Below are 15587 nucleotides of genomic sequence, written 5' to 3' on the forward strand. Positions count from 1 at the left end.
GTCTCGATTTTGTCTCAAATTGGCATTGTTTGTGCAGCTTCGCGTTAACCCTACCGGATCGTAAAGACCCGGCGGCCGGTGATCGCAAGGCAATCAGATCTCGGCCTCGCCGCTTTTCTTGCCGATCCGCCAGTAGCGCCAGGGCATGAACCAGACATAGCGCGCCGCGAGCGTCTCCGGTACACGGTCGATGCCATGCGTTCCGAACGGCCCGCAGCGCAGGACCCTGAACAGGCCCATCCACCCTCCGGCCCACAGGCCGTGGCGGGCGATCGCCTCATGCGCGTATTCGGAGCAGGTCGGCAGGTGCCGGCAGTTGTTGCCGACGAAGCCCGAAAGCGTCAGCTGATAGAGGCGCACGAGAGACGTGCCCAAGATGCGCCCGGGCGTGTTGCGCCACGGCCCTGGCCAGTTGCGTCCGCGCTGTACGGGCCGGACGCCGTGTGTATGCCCCGAATGGTCGCCCATCGCTCCGCAGCCTGTTTCACTGCGCGATAGATGTGAACTTCGGCGCTAAAACGCAATGCCCTCAAGCGCTGGTGGCCACGAGCCTTAAGGATTTGCCGCGGAGCCGTCAAAGGCCTTTGCCGACTGCGTGAGGAGCAAATTTACCGGGAGCAGGCGAGCGCTGACACTGTAGGGACGGCCGTGTCTTATGATCATTCCAGAGGTGTTCTATTTTGGTTGTCCGCTGTGAGACATCTCGCGCGCCGCAAGCTCCCCGCCATAATAGCCTCGCAGCAAGACAGATGCTGTCACGCCGCCTGTTCGGCGCGCTTCTTCTCGATCTGGCCGATCGCATCGACGACCGCGTCGAAGGTCAGCATGGTCGATGCGTGGCGCGCCTTGTAGTCCCGCACCGGTTCCAGATATTTGAGGTCGGCGAAGCGGCCTTCCGGCGGCGCGCCGTTCTCCTTCAGCATCTTCAGCATGGCTTCGCGCACCGCGCGCAATTCACCGGCGCTGGCGCCGACCACATGCTGGGCCATGATCGAGGACGAGGCCTGGCCGAGCGCGCAGGCCTTCACGTCATGGGCGAAATCGGTCACCATGTCGCCCTCCATCTTTAGATCCACGGTGACCGTCGAACCGCACAATTTGGAGTGCGCCTTGGCCGTAGCGTCGGCGTCGGCAAGCCGGCCGATCCGGCCTATGTTTCCGGCGAAGCCGAGAATTTTCGCATTGTAGACGTCGTCGATCATATTTTTCCGGTCCGTCGCCGCCCATCGAACAGGCTTTGCCGCTCTCGCGTCTTCCTTTCGCTCCGCTACGACCATATATAATGATCGCAGTCGGGCAACGACAAGGCGGCTGGAAGCTGCCGTCGATGCCCCTCTGTTCACGCCGCTTGCGGGATGGAAATGGGCGATTTTCACCCAAAAGGTCATGTTCAACTCGTCCCACCTTTGAGCGGGACTACGGGAGACACCTTTATGGATGCTGTCATCAAGAAAATCATGCGCCCATCCGAGTATATGGACAAGCCCGTCACCGACCGGCCGAGCGAAGCCGAGGTCGAAGCCGCCGTGCGCACACTGTTGCGCTGGACCGGCGACAATCCGGACCGCGAGGGCCTGATCGACACCCCCAAGCGCGTCACCAAGGCCTTCCGCGAAATGTTCAACGGCTATGACATGTGCCCGGCCGACGAACTTGGCCGCACCTTTGAGGAAGTTGCCGGCTATGACGATCTCGTGATCGTCAGGGACATCAAGTTCCATTCGCATTGCGAGCACCACATGGTGCCGATCATCGGCAAGGCGCATGTCGGCTATCTGCCGGACGGCAAGGTCGTCGGCCTGTCGAAGATCGCTCGTGTCGTCGACATCTTCGCGCACCGCCTGCAGACGCAGGAGGCGATGACCGCGCAAATCGCCGGCGTCATCCAGGATGTGCTCAATCCGCGCGGCGTCGCCGTCATGCTCGAAGCCGAGCATATGTGCATGGCCATGCGCGGCATCCGCAAGCAGGGCTCGACCACGCTGACCTCGACCTTCACTGGCGTCTTCAAGGATACGCCCGAGGAACAGGTCCGCTTCGTCACAATGGTGCGTGCCGGCGGCTGATTTGCCGGCCCTCGCCGGCCAACATGTATAAGGATCGGCGATGTCCGCAGTCGAATTTCCAAAAGCTCCATCAGATAAGAAAGCGCTGGAGGAAGGTTCTGTCCTTTCCCCGCGCTTCGACGCCGCGGGCCTCGTCACCGTCGTCGTCACCGATGCCGGTGACGGCATGCTGTTGATGGTCGCGCACATGAATGCCGAGGCGCTGGCACTTACGCTGGAGACAGGCATTGCTCACTACTGGTCGCGCTCGCGCAACGCGCTGTGGAAAAAGGGCGAGACCTCCGGCAATTTCCAGCACGTCGTCGAGATGCGCACGGATTGTGACCAGGACGCGATATGGTTGCGCGTGAAAGTGTTGGGCCACGACGCAACTTGTCACACCGGCCGGCGTTCCTGCTTTTATCGGACGGTGGGGCTGAGTGACGGCAGGGCGACGCTTGCCGACGACGGCAGCAGGCCGCTGTTCGATCCGGACCAAACGTATCGGAAGCCCCTGTGAACCGTTCAACATTCACAAACCGCTCATATTTATTATTCTTCAAACGTCCTTGTGATACACGGGATATGGGACATGGGAGAACATGATGCTCGAATGGGCGTCATTGCGCAGCAGACCTGACCTTCGGGAGGCCAATGGCCCCGCATCGTCCGGTGGCTTGCCAGATCCGAAGCCTGGCAGGAAGACCGGCATCTCGCTGGCGCTCGGCGGTGGGTGTGCCCGCGGCTGGGCTCATATCGGCGTGCTGCGCGCTCTCGACGAGGCCGGCATCGAAGTGTCGATGATTGCCGGTACCTCGATCGGCGCGCTGGTCGGCGGCTGTTACCTCGCCGGCAAGCTCGATGAGCTGGAAGAGTTCGCGAGAAGCCTGACCAAGCGACGCATCTTCGGCCTGCTTGACCTCAATCTGCGTGGGAGCGGCCTGTTCGGCGGCATGAAGCTCGATCAGCGCCTGCGCGAGCACCTCAATGGCGCACGCTTCGAGGATTTGCCGAAACCCTTCGTAGCCGTCGCCTCCGAAATCCGCACCGGCCATGAGATCTGGCTGTCGAGCGGCTTGCTGGTCACCGCCATGCGCGCCTCCTACGCGCTGCCGGGCGTGTTCGAGCCGGTGGCCTGCAACGGCCGCGTGCTGGTCGACGGCGCGCTGGTCAATCCGGTGCCGGTCTCGGTCTGCCGCGCCTATGAGCAGCCGCTCGTTGTGGCGGTGAACCTGCATTATGACCTGTTCGGCCGCGCAGCCGTCATCAAGCACAGCGCCGGCGAGCTTGTCGTCGAGAACGACGCGCCGCGACCCGGCCAGGTCAATCCCCAATCGCACCAGACCCGCCTCGGCATAACCGGCGTCATGGTCGAGGCCTTCAACATCATCCAGGACCGTATATCGCGTGCCAGGCTCGCCGGTGATCCGCCCGACATGTCGCTGCAGCCGAAACTCAGCCATATCGGCCTGACGGAATTCCATCGCGCCGACGAGGCGATCAGCCTCGGCTACCAGGCGACGATGTCCCAGATCAGCGAACTGACCCGGCTGCAGTCCGTTCTGGTCTGAACGCAATCCACCCTTCCTGAGGTGTGGTGAGATTCGGTCAGGCTGATACGGAGTCGAAGACGGGCGCGAAGCGACCAAACTGGCTGGCCTCCGAGAACCGGAGCGGAGCGAACTTACGTGAGCACCGGAAGCGCAGGATGCCGCCATTTGCAGGCCGGTCTCAGCTGAATATCAGCAAACCTTACGCGAGGGCTGCATCGCTGATGCGGAATTGTACCGTGCGGTTGCCGTTCCAGTAGTTGCCCGACAGCGAACCGGCGACGTGCACGGTCTTGCCCCTGTTGCGGAACAGGAATTCGCCGAGCGCGGTGTCGACGGCGCGGAATGCGATCGCCTGGATGTTCCCGCCGCTTTGCGATTGCAGGGCCACTCGAATGTGATTGGTTCCGATCGCGCGCGCGTCGGTCAGCCGGTGGCGCGGCAGCACGAAGACCGGCGCGATGTGCCCGGCGCCGAACGGCCCGGCTTTCTCCAGTGCATCGAGCAGCGCGATCGTGGCGCCCTCCGCGGCCAAGGCACCGTCGATAGCCAGGCTTTCCTCGTTCTGCAGCCGGAAGACATCGGCGGCGGCGCGTTCCTCGAAAAAAGCGCGCAATTCGCCGAGCTTGGCGCGTTCGACGGTGATGCCGGCGGCCATCGCGTGGCCGCCGCCCTTGACGATCAACCCGGCATCCGCCGCCTCGCGGACCAGCCGACCGAGATCGAAGCCGGTCACCGAACGGCCTGAGCCCGTGCCGATCCCGGTCGAGTTGAAGGCGATGGCAAAGGCCGGCCGGCGCGCATAGTCCTTGAGCCGCGAGGCGATCAGCCCGACGATGCCTGGGTGCCAGTTGTTGCTGGCGGTAACGATGATGGCCGGGCCGTTGCCGCCGGCAAGCTCGGCATCGGCCTCGGCGCGCGCCTGCGCCAGCATCTCCTGCTCCATCTGCTGCCGTTCCTGATTCAGCCGGTCGAGCGTCTCGGCGATGCTTGCCGCCTCGACGGGATCGTCGGTTGCCAGAAGCCGGCTGCCGAGCGCCGCATCGCCGATGCGGCCGCCGGCATTGATGCGCGGACCGATCAGGAAGGAGAGGTGGAAGGTGTTGATCGGCTCGCCGATGCGCGAGACCCGCGCCAGCGCCGCCAGCCCCTCGTTCTTCTGCTGGCGCGCCACCTGCAGCCCCTTGACCACGAAAGCGCGATTGACCCCGGTGAGCGGCACCACGTCGCAGACCGTGGCCAGCGCGACGAGATCGAGCATCGATAGCAGATCGACCGGAGCGGCATCCGGCAGCCTTTCGCGCAGCAGCTTCGCCGTTTGCACAAGACACAGGAAGACGACCCCGGCGGCGCACAGATGCCCCTGCCCAGACAGATCGTCCTCGCGATTGGGATTGACCACGGCGTCCGCCGCCGGCAGCGGACCGCCAACCTGGTGATGGTCGAGCACGACGACGTCGGCGCCAGCCTCTCTGGCCGCGTCTATCGAGGTCGCGCTGTTGGTACCGCAGTCCACGGTCACGATCAGTTTCGCGCCGCGCGAGATCAGGTCGCGCATCGCTTCCGGATTGGGTCCGTAGCCTTCGAAGATGCGATCCGGGATGTAGATCTCCGACGGCACCAAAAAATGCGTGAGAAAGCGTTTCAAGAGCGCCGACGAGGCAGCGCCGTCGACATCGTAATCGCCGAAGATCGCCACTTTTTCGCGCGCGACGATCGCGTCGGCGATCCTCGCCGCCGCCTTCTCCATATCGGTCAGCGAAGCCGGATTCGGCAAAAGCTCGCGAATGGTCGGATCGAGGAAGCGCTCGGCCTGCTCCGCGATGACGCCGCGCCCGGCAAGCACCCGCGCCACGATATCGGGCACGCCGTGGCCCTGCGCAATGGCCAAGGCAGCCATGTCCTGCCGCTCGGTCAGCCGGTGTTGCCAGGAAACACCAGTCGCCGACTGCCTGACATCGAGGAAGAGGCGCTTTTCGCCGCTCAATTACGCTTTCCGCTTTTCAGCCTGACGGCCAAGCCATCGTCAGCCGCATCGCCCATGGTCTTCTCCGTACCATCCTTGAGCCAGGCCATGAAAGGGCGGACTAAGCGGAATGCACTGCCGCATTCGCACGCGAGAAAGCGGCGCGCATGCTGGGTGCCGCGATAGGACGTCGTGACCACCGAGGCACACGAAATCGGATCAGGGATTTCCGTCCGGAATTGCGTCAACAAACGTCAGAACTTTTCCAGATCCTGGTGGCGCGCCTTGATCTCGCGAACAGTGCGCGAGGACGAGCGCAGCACGATGGTGTGCGTGGTGATGAAGGTGCGGCCGAACTTCACGCCGTCGAGCAGGTTGCCGTCGGTGACGCCCGTCGCCGCGAACAGCACGTCGCCGCGCGCCATGTCCTGCGCACGATAGACGCGCTTCGGGTCGGAGATACCCATCTTCTGCGCCCGCGCCACCTTCTCCGGCGTGTCGAGGATCAGCCGGCCCTGCATCTGTCCGCCGGTGCAACGCAGCGCGGCCGCGGCCAGCACGCCTTCCGGCGCCCCGCCCGTGCCAAGATAGATGTCGATCCCGGTCTCGTCAGGGTCGGTGGTGTGGATGACGCCGGCGACATCGCCGTCGCCGATCAGCCGGATCGCCGCGCCAGTGGCGCGCACGGCGTCGATCAGCTTGGCGTGACGCGGCCGGTCGAGGATGCAGGCGGTGATGTCGGAAACGGCCACGCCCTTGGCCTTGGCCAGATTGGCGATGTTCTCGACCGGCGAGGCGTCGATGTCGATCAGGTCTTCCGGATAGCCGGGGCCGATGGCGATCTTGTCCATATAGACGTCGGGCGCAAACAGCAGGCTGCCCTTTTCCGCGATGGCGATGACCGCGAGCGCGTTGGGCAGGTTCTTGGCGCAGATCGTGGTGCCTTCAAGCGGATCGAGGGCGATGTCGACCGCCGGGCCTTTTCCGGTGCCCACCTCTTCGCCGATATAGAGCATCGGCGCCTCGTCGCGCTCGCCCTCGCCGATCACCACGGTGCCCTTGATGGCCAGCCGGTTGAGCTCCTGGCGCATCGCGTCGACCGCCACCTGGTCAGCGGCCTTCTCATCGCCGCGACCGCGCAGCCTGGCGGCCGCGACAGCGGCTCGTTCGGTGACGCGCACGACTTCCATGGTGAGGATCCGGTCTAGACCGGCAGCGATGTTTGAGGCCATGTTCATGAAGGGCATTCCTCGTTGATGTTTGCTTCGGACAATCCCTGGTGAAACCCGAGGGTTATCTTCCGTGGATTGCTCCCGCCTCCCGCCAGAGGCGGGCTCCTTCTGGCAAAGCTCCATGACAACGGCAAGACCGCCGCTGTCATTTTTTGAAATCACAGCAATATCAATCGATTAAAGCGAAGTATGACCGAGGGTCGTCCTGCGGGAATGAGTCGCCGACGTCGCCGCGGGGAGGCGCGTGAAATCAAAAACGGAAGCGGCCCGAGTGCGATTGACCCCTGCGATGCGGCCGATCTTATTCCGCCCGCTCGATGCGGATCACCTGCGGCTTGTCGGTCAGATGGCCGTCCTTGGTAATGCCTTCGACAGCCTTGCGCACCGCCGCTTCCGTCGTCTCATGGGTGACGAGGATGACGGTCTTCTGCGCCTCAGTATCCGTGCCGGCCGCCTGCTGGACGATCGATTCCAGGGAGATGTCGTTGTCGGCCATGCGCTTGGCGATGGCCGCGAAAACACCGATGCGGTCGTGCACGGTGAGGCGGATGAAGTAGCCCCCCGCATGGCTTCGCATGCGCGCTTTCTTGTAAGGCTTCAGTTCCTTAGCCGGCCAGCCGAACACCGGAGCGTGCTGGAAACCGGGCCGGCTCTTGGCGATATCGGCAATGTCGCCGATTACCGCCGACGCGGTGGCGTTGCCGCCGGCGCCTGGACCGGAAAGCAGAAGCTCGCCCAGAATGTCGGTCTCGATCGCCACGGCATTGGTGACGCCGTGCACCTGCGCGATGACGGACGCCGTGGGCACCATCGTCGGATGGACACGCTGCTCGATGCCGCTGTCGGTACGCTGCGCGACGCCCAGCAACTTGATGCGGTAGCCGAGATCAGCGGCCGCGCGGATATCGGCCTGGGTGATGTTGGAGATGCCTTCCATATAGATGTCGTTGGCGGCGATCTTCGTGCCGAAGGCAAGGCTGGTCAGGATCGACAGCTTGTGGGCCGTGTCGTGACCTTCGATGTCGAAGGTCGGATCGGCCTCGGCGTAGCCCAGCCGCTGCGCGTCCTTCAGGCAGGCGTCGAAGGAGATGCCCTCCGCTTCCATGCGAGTCAGGATGTAGTTACAGGTGCCGTTGAGGATGCCGAAGACCCGCGTCACCGCGTTGCCCGCCATCGCCTCGCGCATCGTCTTGATGACCGGGATGCCGCCGGCCACCGCCGCCTCGTAATTGAGCAGAACGCCCTTCTTCTCGGCGATCTCGGCAAGCGTCACGCCATGCTTGGCAAGCAGCGCCTTGTTGGCGGTCACGACGTGGCGGCCCGCCTCGAGCGCCGCCTTAACCGCCAGCCGCGCCGGCCCTTCGTCGCCACCGATCAGCTCGACAAAGACGTCGATGTCGGCCTTTTCGGCCATCTTGACCGGATCGTCGAACCATTTCGCAGCGCTGAGATCGATGCCGCGGTCGCGTTTCCGGTCGCGGGCCGAAACGGCCGTCACCACGATCTCGCGACCGCATTGGCGGGTGAGCTCGGTCGCCTTGTCGCGCAGCACCCGCGCCACCGAGGCGCCAACCGTGCCGAGGCCGGCAATTCCAACACGCAACGCTTCAGCCATGTCCGGCGACGCCCCTCAAAATTCCACGGAAATAAGGCAAACTCAACGACGAGCGGCTAAAGGCACCACATTGTCGGGCTGCTTGGCGGTCGAGGTCAGAAAGCGCTTGATGTTGCGCGCGGCCTGGCGGATCCGGTGCTCGTTCTCGACCAACGCCACGCGTACATAGTCGTCGCCATGCTCGCCGAAGCCGACACCTGGCGCCACCGCGACATCCGCATGCTCGATGAGCAGCTTGGAGAATTCGAGCGAGCCAAGATGGCGGAATTGTTCGGGGATCGGAGCCCAGGCGAACATCGAAGCAGCGGGCGCCGGGATTGCCCAGCCGGCGCGGCCGAAGGAATCGACCATCACGTCGCGCCGCTTGTGATACACCTCGCGCACCTCCTCGATGTCGGCGCCGTCGCCGTTAAGCGCATGCGCGGCCGCCACCTGGATCGGCGTGAACGCGCCATAGTCAAGATAGGACTTGACGCGCGTCAGCGCCGCGATCAGCCGTTCGTTGCCGACGGCGAAGCCCATTCGCCAGCCTGGCATGGAGAAGGTCTTCGACATCGAGGTGAACTCGACGCAGATATCCATCGCGCCCGGCACCTGCAGCACCGACGGCGGTGGGTTGCCGTCGAAATAAATCTCGGAATAGGCAAGGTCGGACAGGATGATGATGTCGTTCTTCTTCGCGAAGGTGACCACGTCCTTGTAGAAGTCGAGCGAGGCGACAAGCGCCGTCGGGTTCGACGGATAGTTGAGGATCAACGCCAGCGGTTTCGGGATCGAGTGGCGGATGCCGCGCTCGACCGCCGGGATGAAGCCGTCGTCGGGCTCGACCTGAAGCGAGCGGATGACCCCGCCCGACATGATGAAGCCGAAGGCATGAATGGGATAGGTCGGGTTGGGGCACAGGATCACGTCGCCGGGGGCGGTGATCGCCTGCGCCATGTTGGCGAAGCCCTCCTTCGAGCCCAGAGTCGCCACCACCTGCGTGTCAGGGTTGAGCTTCACGCCGAAGCGGCGCTGGTAATAGTTCGCCTGGGCGCGGCGAAGGCCTGGAATGCCGCGCGAGGACGAATAGCGGTGCGTGCGCGGATCGCGCACAACTTCGCATAATTTGTCGACGATGGCTTTCGGCGTTGGCAGGTCCGGATTGCCCATGCCAAGGTCGATGATGTCGGCGCCGCGCGAACGGGCGCTGGCCTTCAGCCGATTGACCTGCTCGAACACGTAAGGCGGAAGCCGGCGGACCTTGTGAAATTCTTCCATTTCAGTTCCAGACGATCGAAGGAGGCGCTCTCGGCGCGCGATATAGACCTAATTGCAGTTAGGGTCGAGGGTCGGGTCGCATTTGCCCTCGATCTGCTTCAGCGTGTCGTCGCCATGCGTTTTGGCAAGCGTCTTCAGCGCCGCGGGATTCGTCGGCGTTTTGACGCTGCCGCCCTTGGCAATCTGCGCCTGCTGCTCGGCCTTGAGCTTAGCCAGGTTCGCCGCGGTCTCCTCCTTGGTGAGCTGCTTGGCGGCCACCTGCGGCGGGATGTTGAGGTTCGGGTAGGAGCCGGTGTCCCTCGGGCCTTCGGTCAAGGCCGTCGGCGCCGCATTGTTGGTGCTGGTGCCCGTGCTCGTGCAGCCGCCCGCGGGCAACAGCACCCCGACCAGCCCGGCCAGGACCGCCTTGCGGCAGATCGCACCCGGCCTGAGAAAAAAATTCCCGCCAACATTAATCGTCATATTGTTTTCCTGGCAGCCGGGGTACAGCGAATTGGACCCGGTCAGATGTCCCATGGTAATATGTCAAGAAAACGCCCCGGGAGGAACCCCGCGAACCATGTCCAAACCTGACGATTCGGACAAAGCGGAAAATGGCGGACCTTCGGCCATCGAGCAATATCTGGTGAAGGATCCCGAGCGCTTTGCCTTGAACATGGCCCGCATGATCGAGCAGGCCGGCAAGGCGGCTTCCGCCTGGACCGAGCCGCGCGAGAAGGGTGAAGTGCGCGACCATGTCGCCGAACCCGTCGTCGACATGGTCAAGACGTTCTCCAAGCTCTCGGAATACTGGCTGGGCGACCCGCAGCGCGCGCTCGAAGCGCAGACGCGTCTGTTCGCCGGCTATATGACCGTCTGGGCAAACGCCATCCAGAAGGTCACTCCCAATGCCGAGGCTCCCGAGGATGCGGTCACGCCGGAGCGCGGCGACAAGCGCTTTCAGGACCCCGAATGGGGTCGCAATGCGTTCTTTGACTTCCTGAAGCAGGCCTATCTCGTCACCTCGCGCTGGGCGAACGAGCTGGTCGAGCATGCCGAGGGCCTGGACGAGCACACCCGCCACAAGGCGAGCTTCTACGTCAAGCAGGTATCGAACGCGATCGCCCCGTCGAACTTCATCTTGACCAATCCGGAGCTGTTCCGCGAGACCGTGGCCTCGAATGGCGAGAATCTGGTGCGCGGCATGAAGATGCTGGCGGAGGATATTGCCGCCGGCCGCGGCGACCTGAAGCTGCGCCAGGCGGACTACACGCCCTTCGAAATCGGCAAGAACATCGCCACGACGCCTGGCAAGGTCATCGGCCGCAGCGACGTCGCCGAGATCATCCAGTACGACCCGATGACGGAGACGGTGCTGAAGCGGCCGCTGCTGATCTGCCCGCCATGGATCAACAAGTTCTATATCCTTGACCTCAACCCGCAGAAATCCTTCATCCGCTGGGCGATCGAGCAAGGCCACACGGTCTTCGTCATCTCCTGGATCAACCCGGATGAGCGACACGGCGCCAAGGGTTGGGAAGCGTATATCCGCGAAGGCCTGCAATACGGCCTGGACATGGTGGAGAAGGCGACCGGCGAGAAGGAAGTCAACGCCATCGGCTATTGCGTCGGCGGAACGCTTCTCGCCGCGGCGCTGGCACTGCTGGCGAAGGAAGGCGACCACCGCATCAAATCGGCCACCTTCTTCACCACGCAGGTCGACTTTACCCATGCCGGCGATCTCAAGGTCTTTGTCGACGAGGACCAGGTCGCCGCCGTCGAGCGCTCGATGAACGAGAAGGGCTATCTCGACGGCACCAAGATGGCGACGGCCTTCAACATGCTGCGCTCGGGCGACCTGATCTGGCCCTATGTCATCAACAATTACATGCGCGGCAAGGAGCCCCTGCCCTTCGACCTGCTCTACTGGAATGCCGATTCCACGCGCATGGCCGCCGCCAACCACTCCTTCTATCTGCGCAACTGTTATCTTGAGAACAATCTATCGCGCGGCGTGATGGAACTTGCCGGGCGCACCGTCTCGCTGGCCGACATCACGATACCCGTCTACAACCTGGCCACGAAAGAAGATCACATCGCTCCCGCGCTTTCGGTGTTCCAGGGATCGCGATTTTTTGGCGGCGATGTCGAGTATGTAATGGCGGGCTCAGGCCACATCGCGGGCGTCGTCAACCCGCCGGCCGCCAGGAAATACCAGTACTGGACCGGTGGCAGGCCGGTGGGCGACTTCGACACGTGGCTCGCCGCAGCGCATGAGCATCCAGGCTCCTGGTGGACCCACTGGCAGCACTGGATCGAGACCCAGGACAATGTCCGCGTACCCGCCCGCAAACCCGGCAAGCGTATGAAAACCTTGGGAGATGCGCCGGGGACCTATGTCAAGGTGCGTGTGTAACGGACTGTAATGTCTGGTGAGTTGACGGGCCGCCAAAACAGGGCGAAATGGTGGCGTCAATCGTTTGGCGGCCTCAAATCACCTTCCGACGCAGAATAATTCCGAGGCTTGCAGATTCGACACATATCCCGTTTCCGGTTGGGAACAGGAGGGTTGTCGCGGCGCGGTGCTGGAGTGGCGCGGCGATGACGAGCCGACCGGATGCCGAGGGGGAATTTGTTTTGAAATCAGCAGGTTGGCGTCTTGCACGAAGGGAGAGCCGCAGCATCGCGGCGGCGCTTTTCTCCGTGCTTCTGGCCTCCTGCACGTCGACCGGCGATCCGACGATGTCGGTCGTTTCCCCTGCTTACAATTCGACCGCCAGTGAAATGAGCGCGACATCGGGCGCCAAGACCGCAGCAGCGACCGATTCGTCACTTCAGGCACCAGCGCCCGGCACTGAGGCGGCATCGACCGTGATGAGCGAGAGCGATACCCCTCTGCCCGAGAAGATCGCCTATGTGCCGGAGACGCGGCCGGACGGCACCTTCCCTGTAACCGTCCCCGCCGGCGCCCAGGCCATTGCCGGCAGTACGCCGCAACCGCTGGTTCAGCAGGCGCAAACGGCGGAACAGACGCAGGCCGTTGCCCAGCAGGTCGCCGCCGGCGATGCCGCGGCCATTGCGTCGAAGGCGCAGGCGACCACGCAGGCCATGAGCAACGGCGTCTATGTGACAGCGGGCGAGCCGGCGCAGCCGCCGATCGCCGCGCCGAAGAAGAGCCTGTTTGCATCGCTTTTCAGCACCACGCCGGCCTCGGCCGCGCCCGCGCCGCTGATCAATTCGCGCTCGGGGACCCAGCCGCCGGCGCAAGCCAAGGCCGTGACCGCCCCCGCCAAGCCGATCGTCGAGCTGGCCTCCGCGACGCCGGCCGCAAAGCCGGTGCAACTGGCCTCTCTGGATGACCCGAGCAATCACATCACCGGCGCCGATGCCCTCCCCGGCGTGCGACAGACCGCGCTGTTCGAGATCAAGCGCAAGTCCGGCATCGACGACGAGAGCGACGTCGATCTCAACGAGGATGAGGGCGGCGGTTCCTATAAGGTGGCATCGGCCGCCGGCATGGCGAGACTCGCGCCCAACGGCCTTCTGAAGCAGAACGAAAGCGTCGACGTCGCCTGCCTGAAGCCGTCGCTGGTGCGCGTGCTGAAGACGATCGAGGGCCATTTCGGCCGCAAGATGGTCGTCACCTCCGGTTATCGCGACCCCTCGCGCAACCGCCGCGCCAACGGCGCCAAGAACTCGCTCCATATGTACTGCGCCGCGGCCGACATCCAGGTGCCCGGCGTCTCCAAATGGGAGCTGGCGAATTACGTCCGCACGATGCCCGGCCGCGGTGGCGTCGGCACCTACTGCCACACCGAATCCGTCCATATCGACGTCGGCCCCGAGCGCGACTGGAACTGGCGCTGCCGTCGCCGCAGCGGCGGTGGCGAGGACGGCTGAGCCCGTTGCCCTTCGGCTGCGCTCGCGAACCGCTATTCGCCTAAAGCCGCGCGTTTCACGGCGCGGTGAAAAAAGTTGTCGCATGTGGCGGCTGATGGGTTGCCGGTTGGCAACAACGCAATTATAAGCCGCTTCGTCTGAGCGCGCCCATCGTCTAGCGGTTAGGACACCGCCCTTTCACGGCGGTAACAGGGGTTCGATTCCCCTTGGGCGTACCAACAATTTCAAGCACTTAGCTGCCATCATTGCTCTTCCGTTAAATAACCGTGCAATAAGCAGCCGCGCATTTTGGCGGACAACCCCGCACGAATCACGACCACGAACGCAAAAAGGCCCGCCACCTTGAGGCAGCGGGCATGCCGTAAACCTTGCGACTTGATTAGTCGTCGCCGTCGACGCCGGCAATGTTATGGCAACCATTGCGCTCCCAGGCGTCACGGCCTCGGCTGCTCGAGTCGGACCAGCCGAGGCTATATTCCGCGTCGGCCCCCTCTTCGTCGTCGCTGCTGTCCCCCTTCCCTATATCGGTGCCGACGACTTCGCCGCCGCCGGCCAGATACGGTTCAAGATCCGGGTCCGGCTCTACGAAATCGAGCAGAGAAATAAGCCGCTCGATTTCGTCTTCGATCGACCGGCGGACGGTGGGGTCGGAAAGGCGAACGGCCGGGATCATCGAGCCGCCCCTTCTTTGTTCAGATGCTCCCTCAACGGCTGGAGCACATCCTGCGCATAAATCAGGACATACGCTATCGAGGCCATCTCGTCCTTCGAGACGTTTGATGGGTCCGCCTCATATGCGTTGATAGCGAGCCGGACAACGCGAAGCAGATCGAGCGCACGATCCAGAATGTCGACCGGCTCGTTGCCGGGGTATTGCGGATCAAGGACGGGTATCATGCTGCACCGCCCTTCAGCCCCTCGTGGCTTTCGAGAGCGTCCTGTATAGGCACGAGCATTTCGCCCGCCAGCCGCAGGGCGAACTGAATGTCCTCCGCCACCAGTGCTACTGCTGTGCCATTGCTGCCGTTCTGCAAATCACTCCACGATGCGCGCTCGCATAGGCTGATGATGGCGTGGGCCTCCACGCAGAGAGCGACGAGCTGTTCGGCCGACATATCGGCTTGAGGTATGAAGCGGTTCATGCTGCAGCCCCCTCTCCCGCCATGTGGACGACCGAGCGGGCAAAGTCTGAGCCCCACGTCAGCGCACCGGGATAGGACATGTTCCAGAGCGCATCCGCGTATCGCCCCCATGCCGCAAGCGCCAGCGCCTTGATCATGACGCCAGTCATGCCCATTGCCGGTATAGCCACGGCCTCGCTGACCAGGTCGCCCAGATTGCGCATCGCGATTTCGCGCGCCGCCTTCGCCCCCTTATATCCAGATTGCTTCATGACCTTTGCGCGACGTGCTGCATGACGCTTGGCAATGGGCAGAAGACGTTGAACGCGGGCAAGCTCGTTCTCCCAATCAGCCCGGTCTCCACCCCGAATGTTGCGCTTGTCGATGGTTCGGCCGCGCACGATGCGGCTGGCATTGTTGATCTGCCAGTCAATATCGCTTGGCCGCGCGTACTTCTGGTGACGCCATGGCTTGCCAGGGTCGTTGATCGCATAGCCTTGGAAGTCCCGGTCTATCTCGCCGCCTTCTCCTAGCAAAGCCGCAGGCGTCTTCGGCCAACGTGGAGCCCACGCGGCCTCGATGGCATAGACCTTATCCCTTGTCTTGAGGCATGCCGCCTCCAAGGCAGGAAGCGCGTTCCCGAGTTCGATCAGACGCGGGTTTTCCATGGATGCGGGACTAATTTCAGCCGCAACTTTGAGGGTGGCGGCTGCCGTGGAGGCAGCGGCGAGCCCCAATAGCAGGCGGCGGCGGTTGATTTCGGGCATACCTTCGGCGGCTGCCCGAACATGGGTGTTCGGCATTGCATTTCTCCCGTTTTGTGGTTCATACACGATAAGCTGTGTATCATTAACGTAAACGAGAAATGGCTGTTGTCAACTTGTTCCTGTGTGTGATACACATTTTTGCCAACAGAGGG

17 protein-coding genes and 1 tRNA gene are annotated in these 15587 nt (G+C 63.3%); 6 read left to right on the forward strand and 12 right to left on the reverse strand.

The genetic code is table 11. The annotated features are described in order from the left end of the window. Nucleotides 1-93: 93 nt before the first annotated feature. Together yidD and ACR64R_RS10765 are read right to left on the reverse strand one after the other, a co-directional pair. Nucleotides 94-468, reverse strand: coding sequence for a membrane protein insertion efficiency factor YidD (yidD, locus tag ACR64R_RS10760; RefSeq protein WP_487361606.1), 375 nt, complete (start codon nucleotides 466-468; stop codon nucleotides 94-96). A 287-nt stretch (nucleotides 469-755) separates the two neighbouring features. Further along, the gene (locus ACR64R_RS10765; protein ID WP_487361607.1) at nucleotides 756-1202 is read right to left on the reverse strand and encodes an iron-sulfur cluster assembly scaffold protein; all 447 of its coding nucleotides are present in this window, start codon (nucleotides 1200-1202) and stop codon (nucleotides 756-758) included. Between the two features lie 231 nt (nucleotides 1203-1433). On the opposite strand from ACR64R_RS10765, the gene folE reads away from it, so the two are divergent. The 3 genes from folE (at nucleotide 1434) to ACR64R_RS10780 (ending at nucleotide 3616) form a co-directional block, all read left to right on the forward strand. Next, nucleotides 1434-2066, forward strand: coding sequence for a GTP cyclohydrolase I FolE (folE, locus tag ACR64R_RS10770; protein WP_487361608.1), 633 nt, complete (start codon nucleotides 1434-1436; stop codon nucleotides 2064-2066). A 40-nt stretch (nucleotides 2067-2106) separates the two neighbouring features. Further along, nucleotides 2107-2565: a phosphoribosyl-AMP cyclohydrolase gene (gene hisI / locus ACR64R_RS10775; RefSeq protein WP_487361609.1), complete on the forward strand. Its 459-nt coding sequence runs from the start codon at nucleotides 2107-2109 to the stop codon at nucleotides 2563-2565. An 85-nt stretch (nucleotides 2566-2650) separates the two neighbouring features. Beyond that, the gene (locus ACR64R_RS10780; protein ID WP_487361610.1) at nucleotides 2651-3616 is read left to right on the forward strand and encodes a patatin family protein; all 966 of its coding nucleotides are present in this window, start codon (nucleotides 2651-2653) and stop codon (nucleotides 3614-3616) included. A gap of 181 nt (nucleotides 3617-3797) precedes the next feature. On the opposite strand, the gene recJ is transcribed toward ACR64R_RS10780, so the two are convergent. From recJ to ACR64R_RS10810, 6 genes are all read right to left on the reverse strand, one after another. Beyond that, nucleotides 3798-5582 (reverse strand): single-stranded-DNA-specific exonuclease RecJ, encoded by a 1785-nt coding sequence (gene recJ / locus ACR64R_RS10785; RefSeq protein WP_487361611.1) that lies wholly within the window; start codon nucleotides 5580-5582, stop codon nucleotides 3798-3800. Further along, on the reverse strand, nucleotides 5579-5761 hold the full coding sequence (locus tag ACR64R_RS10790) for a DUF6434 domain-containing protein (RefSeq protein WP_487362413.1): 183 nt from the start codon (nucleotides 5759-5761) through the stop codon (nucleotides 5579-5581). The genes recJ and ACR64R_RS10790 overlap by 4 nt, the downstream gene beginning before the upstream one ends. Nucleotides 5762-5815: 54 nt before the next feature. After that, nucleotides 5816-6799, reverse strand: a complete 984-nt coding sequence (gene glpX, locus ACR64R_RS10795) for a class II fructose-bisphosphatase (protein WP_487361612.1) — start codon at nucleotides 6797-6799, stop codon at nucleotides 5816-5818. 295 nt (nucleotides 6800-7094) lie between these two features. Beyond that, nucleotides 7095-8408 (reverse strand): homoserine dehydrogenase, encoded by a 1314-nt coding sequence (locus ACR64R_RS10800; protein ID WP_487361613.1) that lies wholly within the window; start codon nucleotides 8406-8408, stop codon nucleotides 7095-7097. Nucleotides 8409-8450: 42 nt separating this feature from the next. Beyond that, the gene (locus ACR64R_RS10805; protein WP_487361614.1) at nucleotides 8451-9668 is read right to left on the reverse strand and encodes an LL-diaminopimelate aminotransferase; all 1218 of its coding nucleotides are present in this window, start codon (nucleotides 9666-9668) and stop codon (nucleotides 8451-8453) included. 48 nt (nucleotides 9669-9716) lie between these two features. Beyond that, nucleotides 9717-10184 (reverse strand): hypothetical protein, encoded by a 468-nt coding sequence (locus ACR64R_RS10810; RefSeq protein WP_487361615.1) that lies wholly within the window; start codon nucleotides 10182-10184, stop codon nucleotides 9717-9719. Nucleotides 10185-10227: 43 nt separating this feature from the next. On the opposite strand from ACR64R_RS10810, the gene phaC reads away from it, so the two are divergent. The 3 genes from phaC to ACR64R_RS10825 all read left to right on the forward strand — a co-directional run bounded on the left by phaC (nucleotide 10228) and on the right by ACR64R_RS10825 (nucleotide 13765). Further along, nucleotides 10228-12063: a class I poly(R)-hydroxyalkanoic acid synthase gene (gene phaC, locus ACR64R_RS10815; RefSeq protein ID WP_487361616.1), complete on the forward strand. Its 1836-nt coding sequence runs from the start codon at nucleotides 10228-10230 to the stop codon at nucleotides 12061-12063. Nucleotides 12064-12389: 326 nt separating this feature from the next. Beyond that, on the forward strand, nucleotides 12390-13547 hold the full coding sequence (locus ACR64R_RS10820) for a YcbK family protein (protein ID WP_487362414.1): 1158 nt from the start codon (nucleotides 12390-12392) through the stop codon (nucleotides 13545-13547). Nucleotides 13548-13690: 143 nt separating this feature from the next. Further along, nucleotides 13691-13765, forward strand: a tRNA-Glu gene (locus ACR64R_RS10825). 161 nt (nucleotides 13766-13926) lie between these two features. On the opposite strand, the gene ACR64R_RS10830 is transcribed toward ACR64R_RS10825, so the two are convergent. From ACR64R_RS10830 to ACR64R_RS10845, 4 genes are read right to left on the reverse strand one after another with little or no spacing between them, the layout of a single operon-like run. After that, nucleotides 13927-14220, reverse strand: coding sequence for a hypothetical protein (locus ACR64R_RS10830; protein WP_487361617.1), 294 nt, complete (start codon nucleotides 14218-14220; stop codon nucleotides 13927-13929). Beyond that, complete coding sequence (locus ACR64R_RS10835; RefSeq protein WP_487361618.1) at nucleotides 14217-14444, reverse strand: hypothetical protein; 228 nt, start codon at nucleotides 14442-14444, stop codon at nucleotides 14217-14219. Before ACR64R_RS10835 ends, ACR64R_RS10830 begins: the two co-directional genes overlap by 4 nt. Beyond that, entirely contained in the window at nucleotides 14441-14689 is a 249-nt protein-coding gene (locus ACR64R_RS10840; protein ID WP_487361619.1) for a hypothetical protein, read from the reverse strand. The genes ACR64R_RS10835 and ACR64R_RS10840 overlap by 4 nt, the downstream gene beginning before the upstream one ends. Continuing rightward, the gene (locus tag ACR64R_RS10845) at nucleotides 14686-15471 is read right to left on the reverse strand and encodes a hypothetical protein (RefSeq protein WP_487361620.1); all 786 of its coding nucleotides are present in this window, start codon (nucleotides 15469-15471) and stop codon (nucleotides 14686-14688) included. The genes ACR64R_RS10840 and ACR64R_RS10845 overlap by 4 nt, the downstream gene beginning before the upstream one ends. Between the last annotated feature and the right edge of the window lie 116 nt (nucleotides 15472-15587).

The organism is Mesorhizobium sp. MC2-1-1, assembly GCF_057597255.1.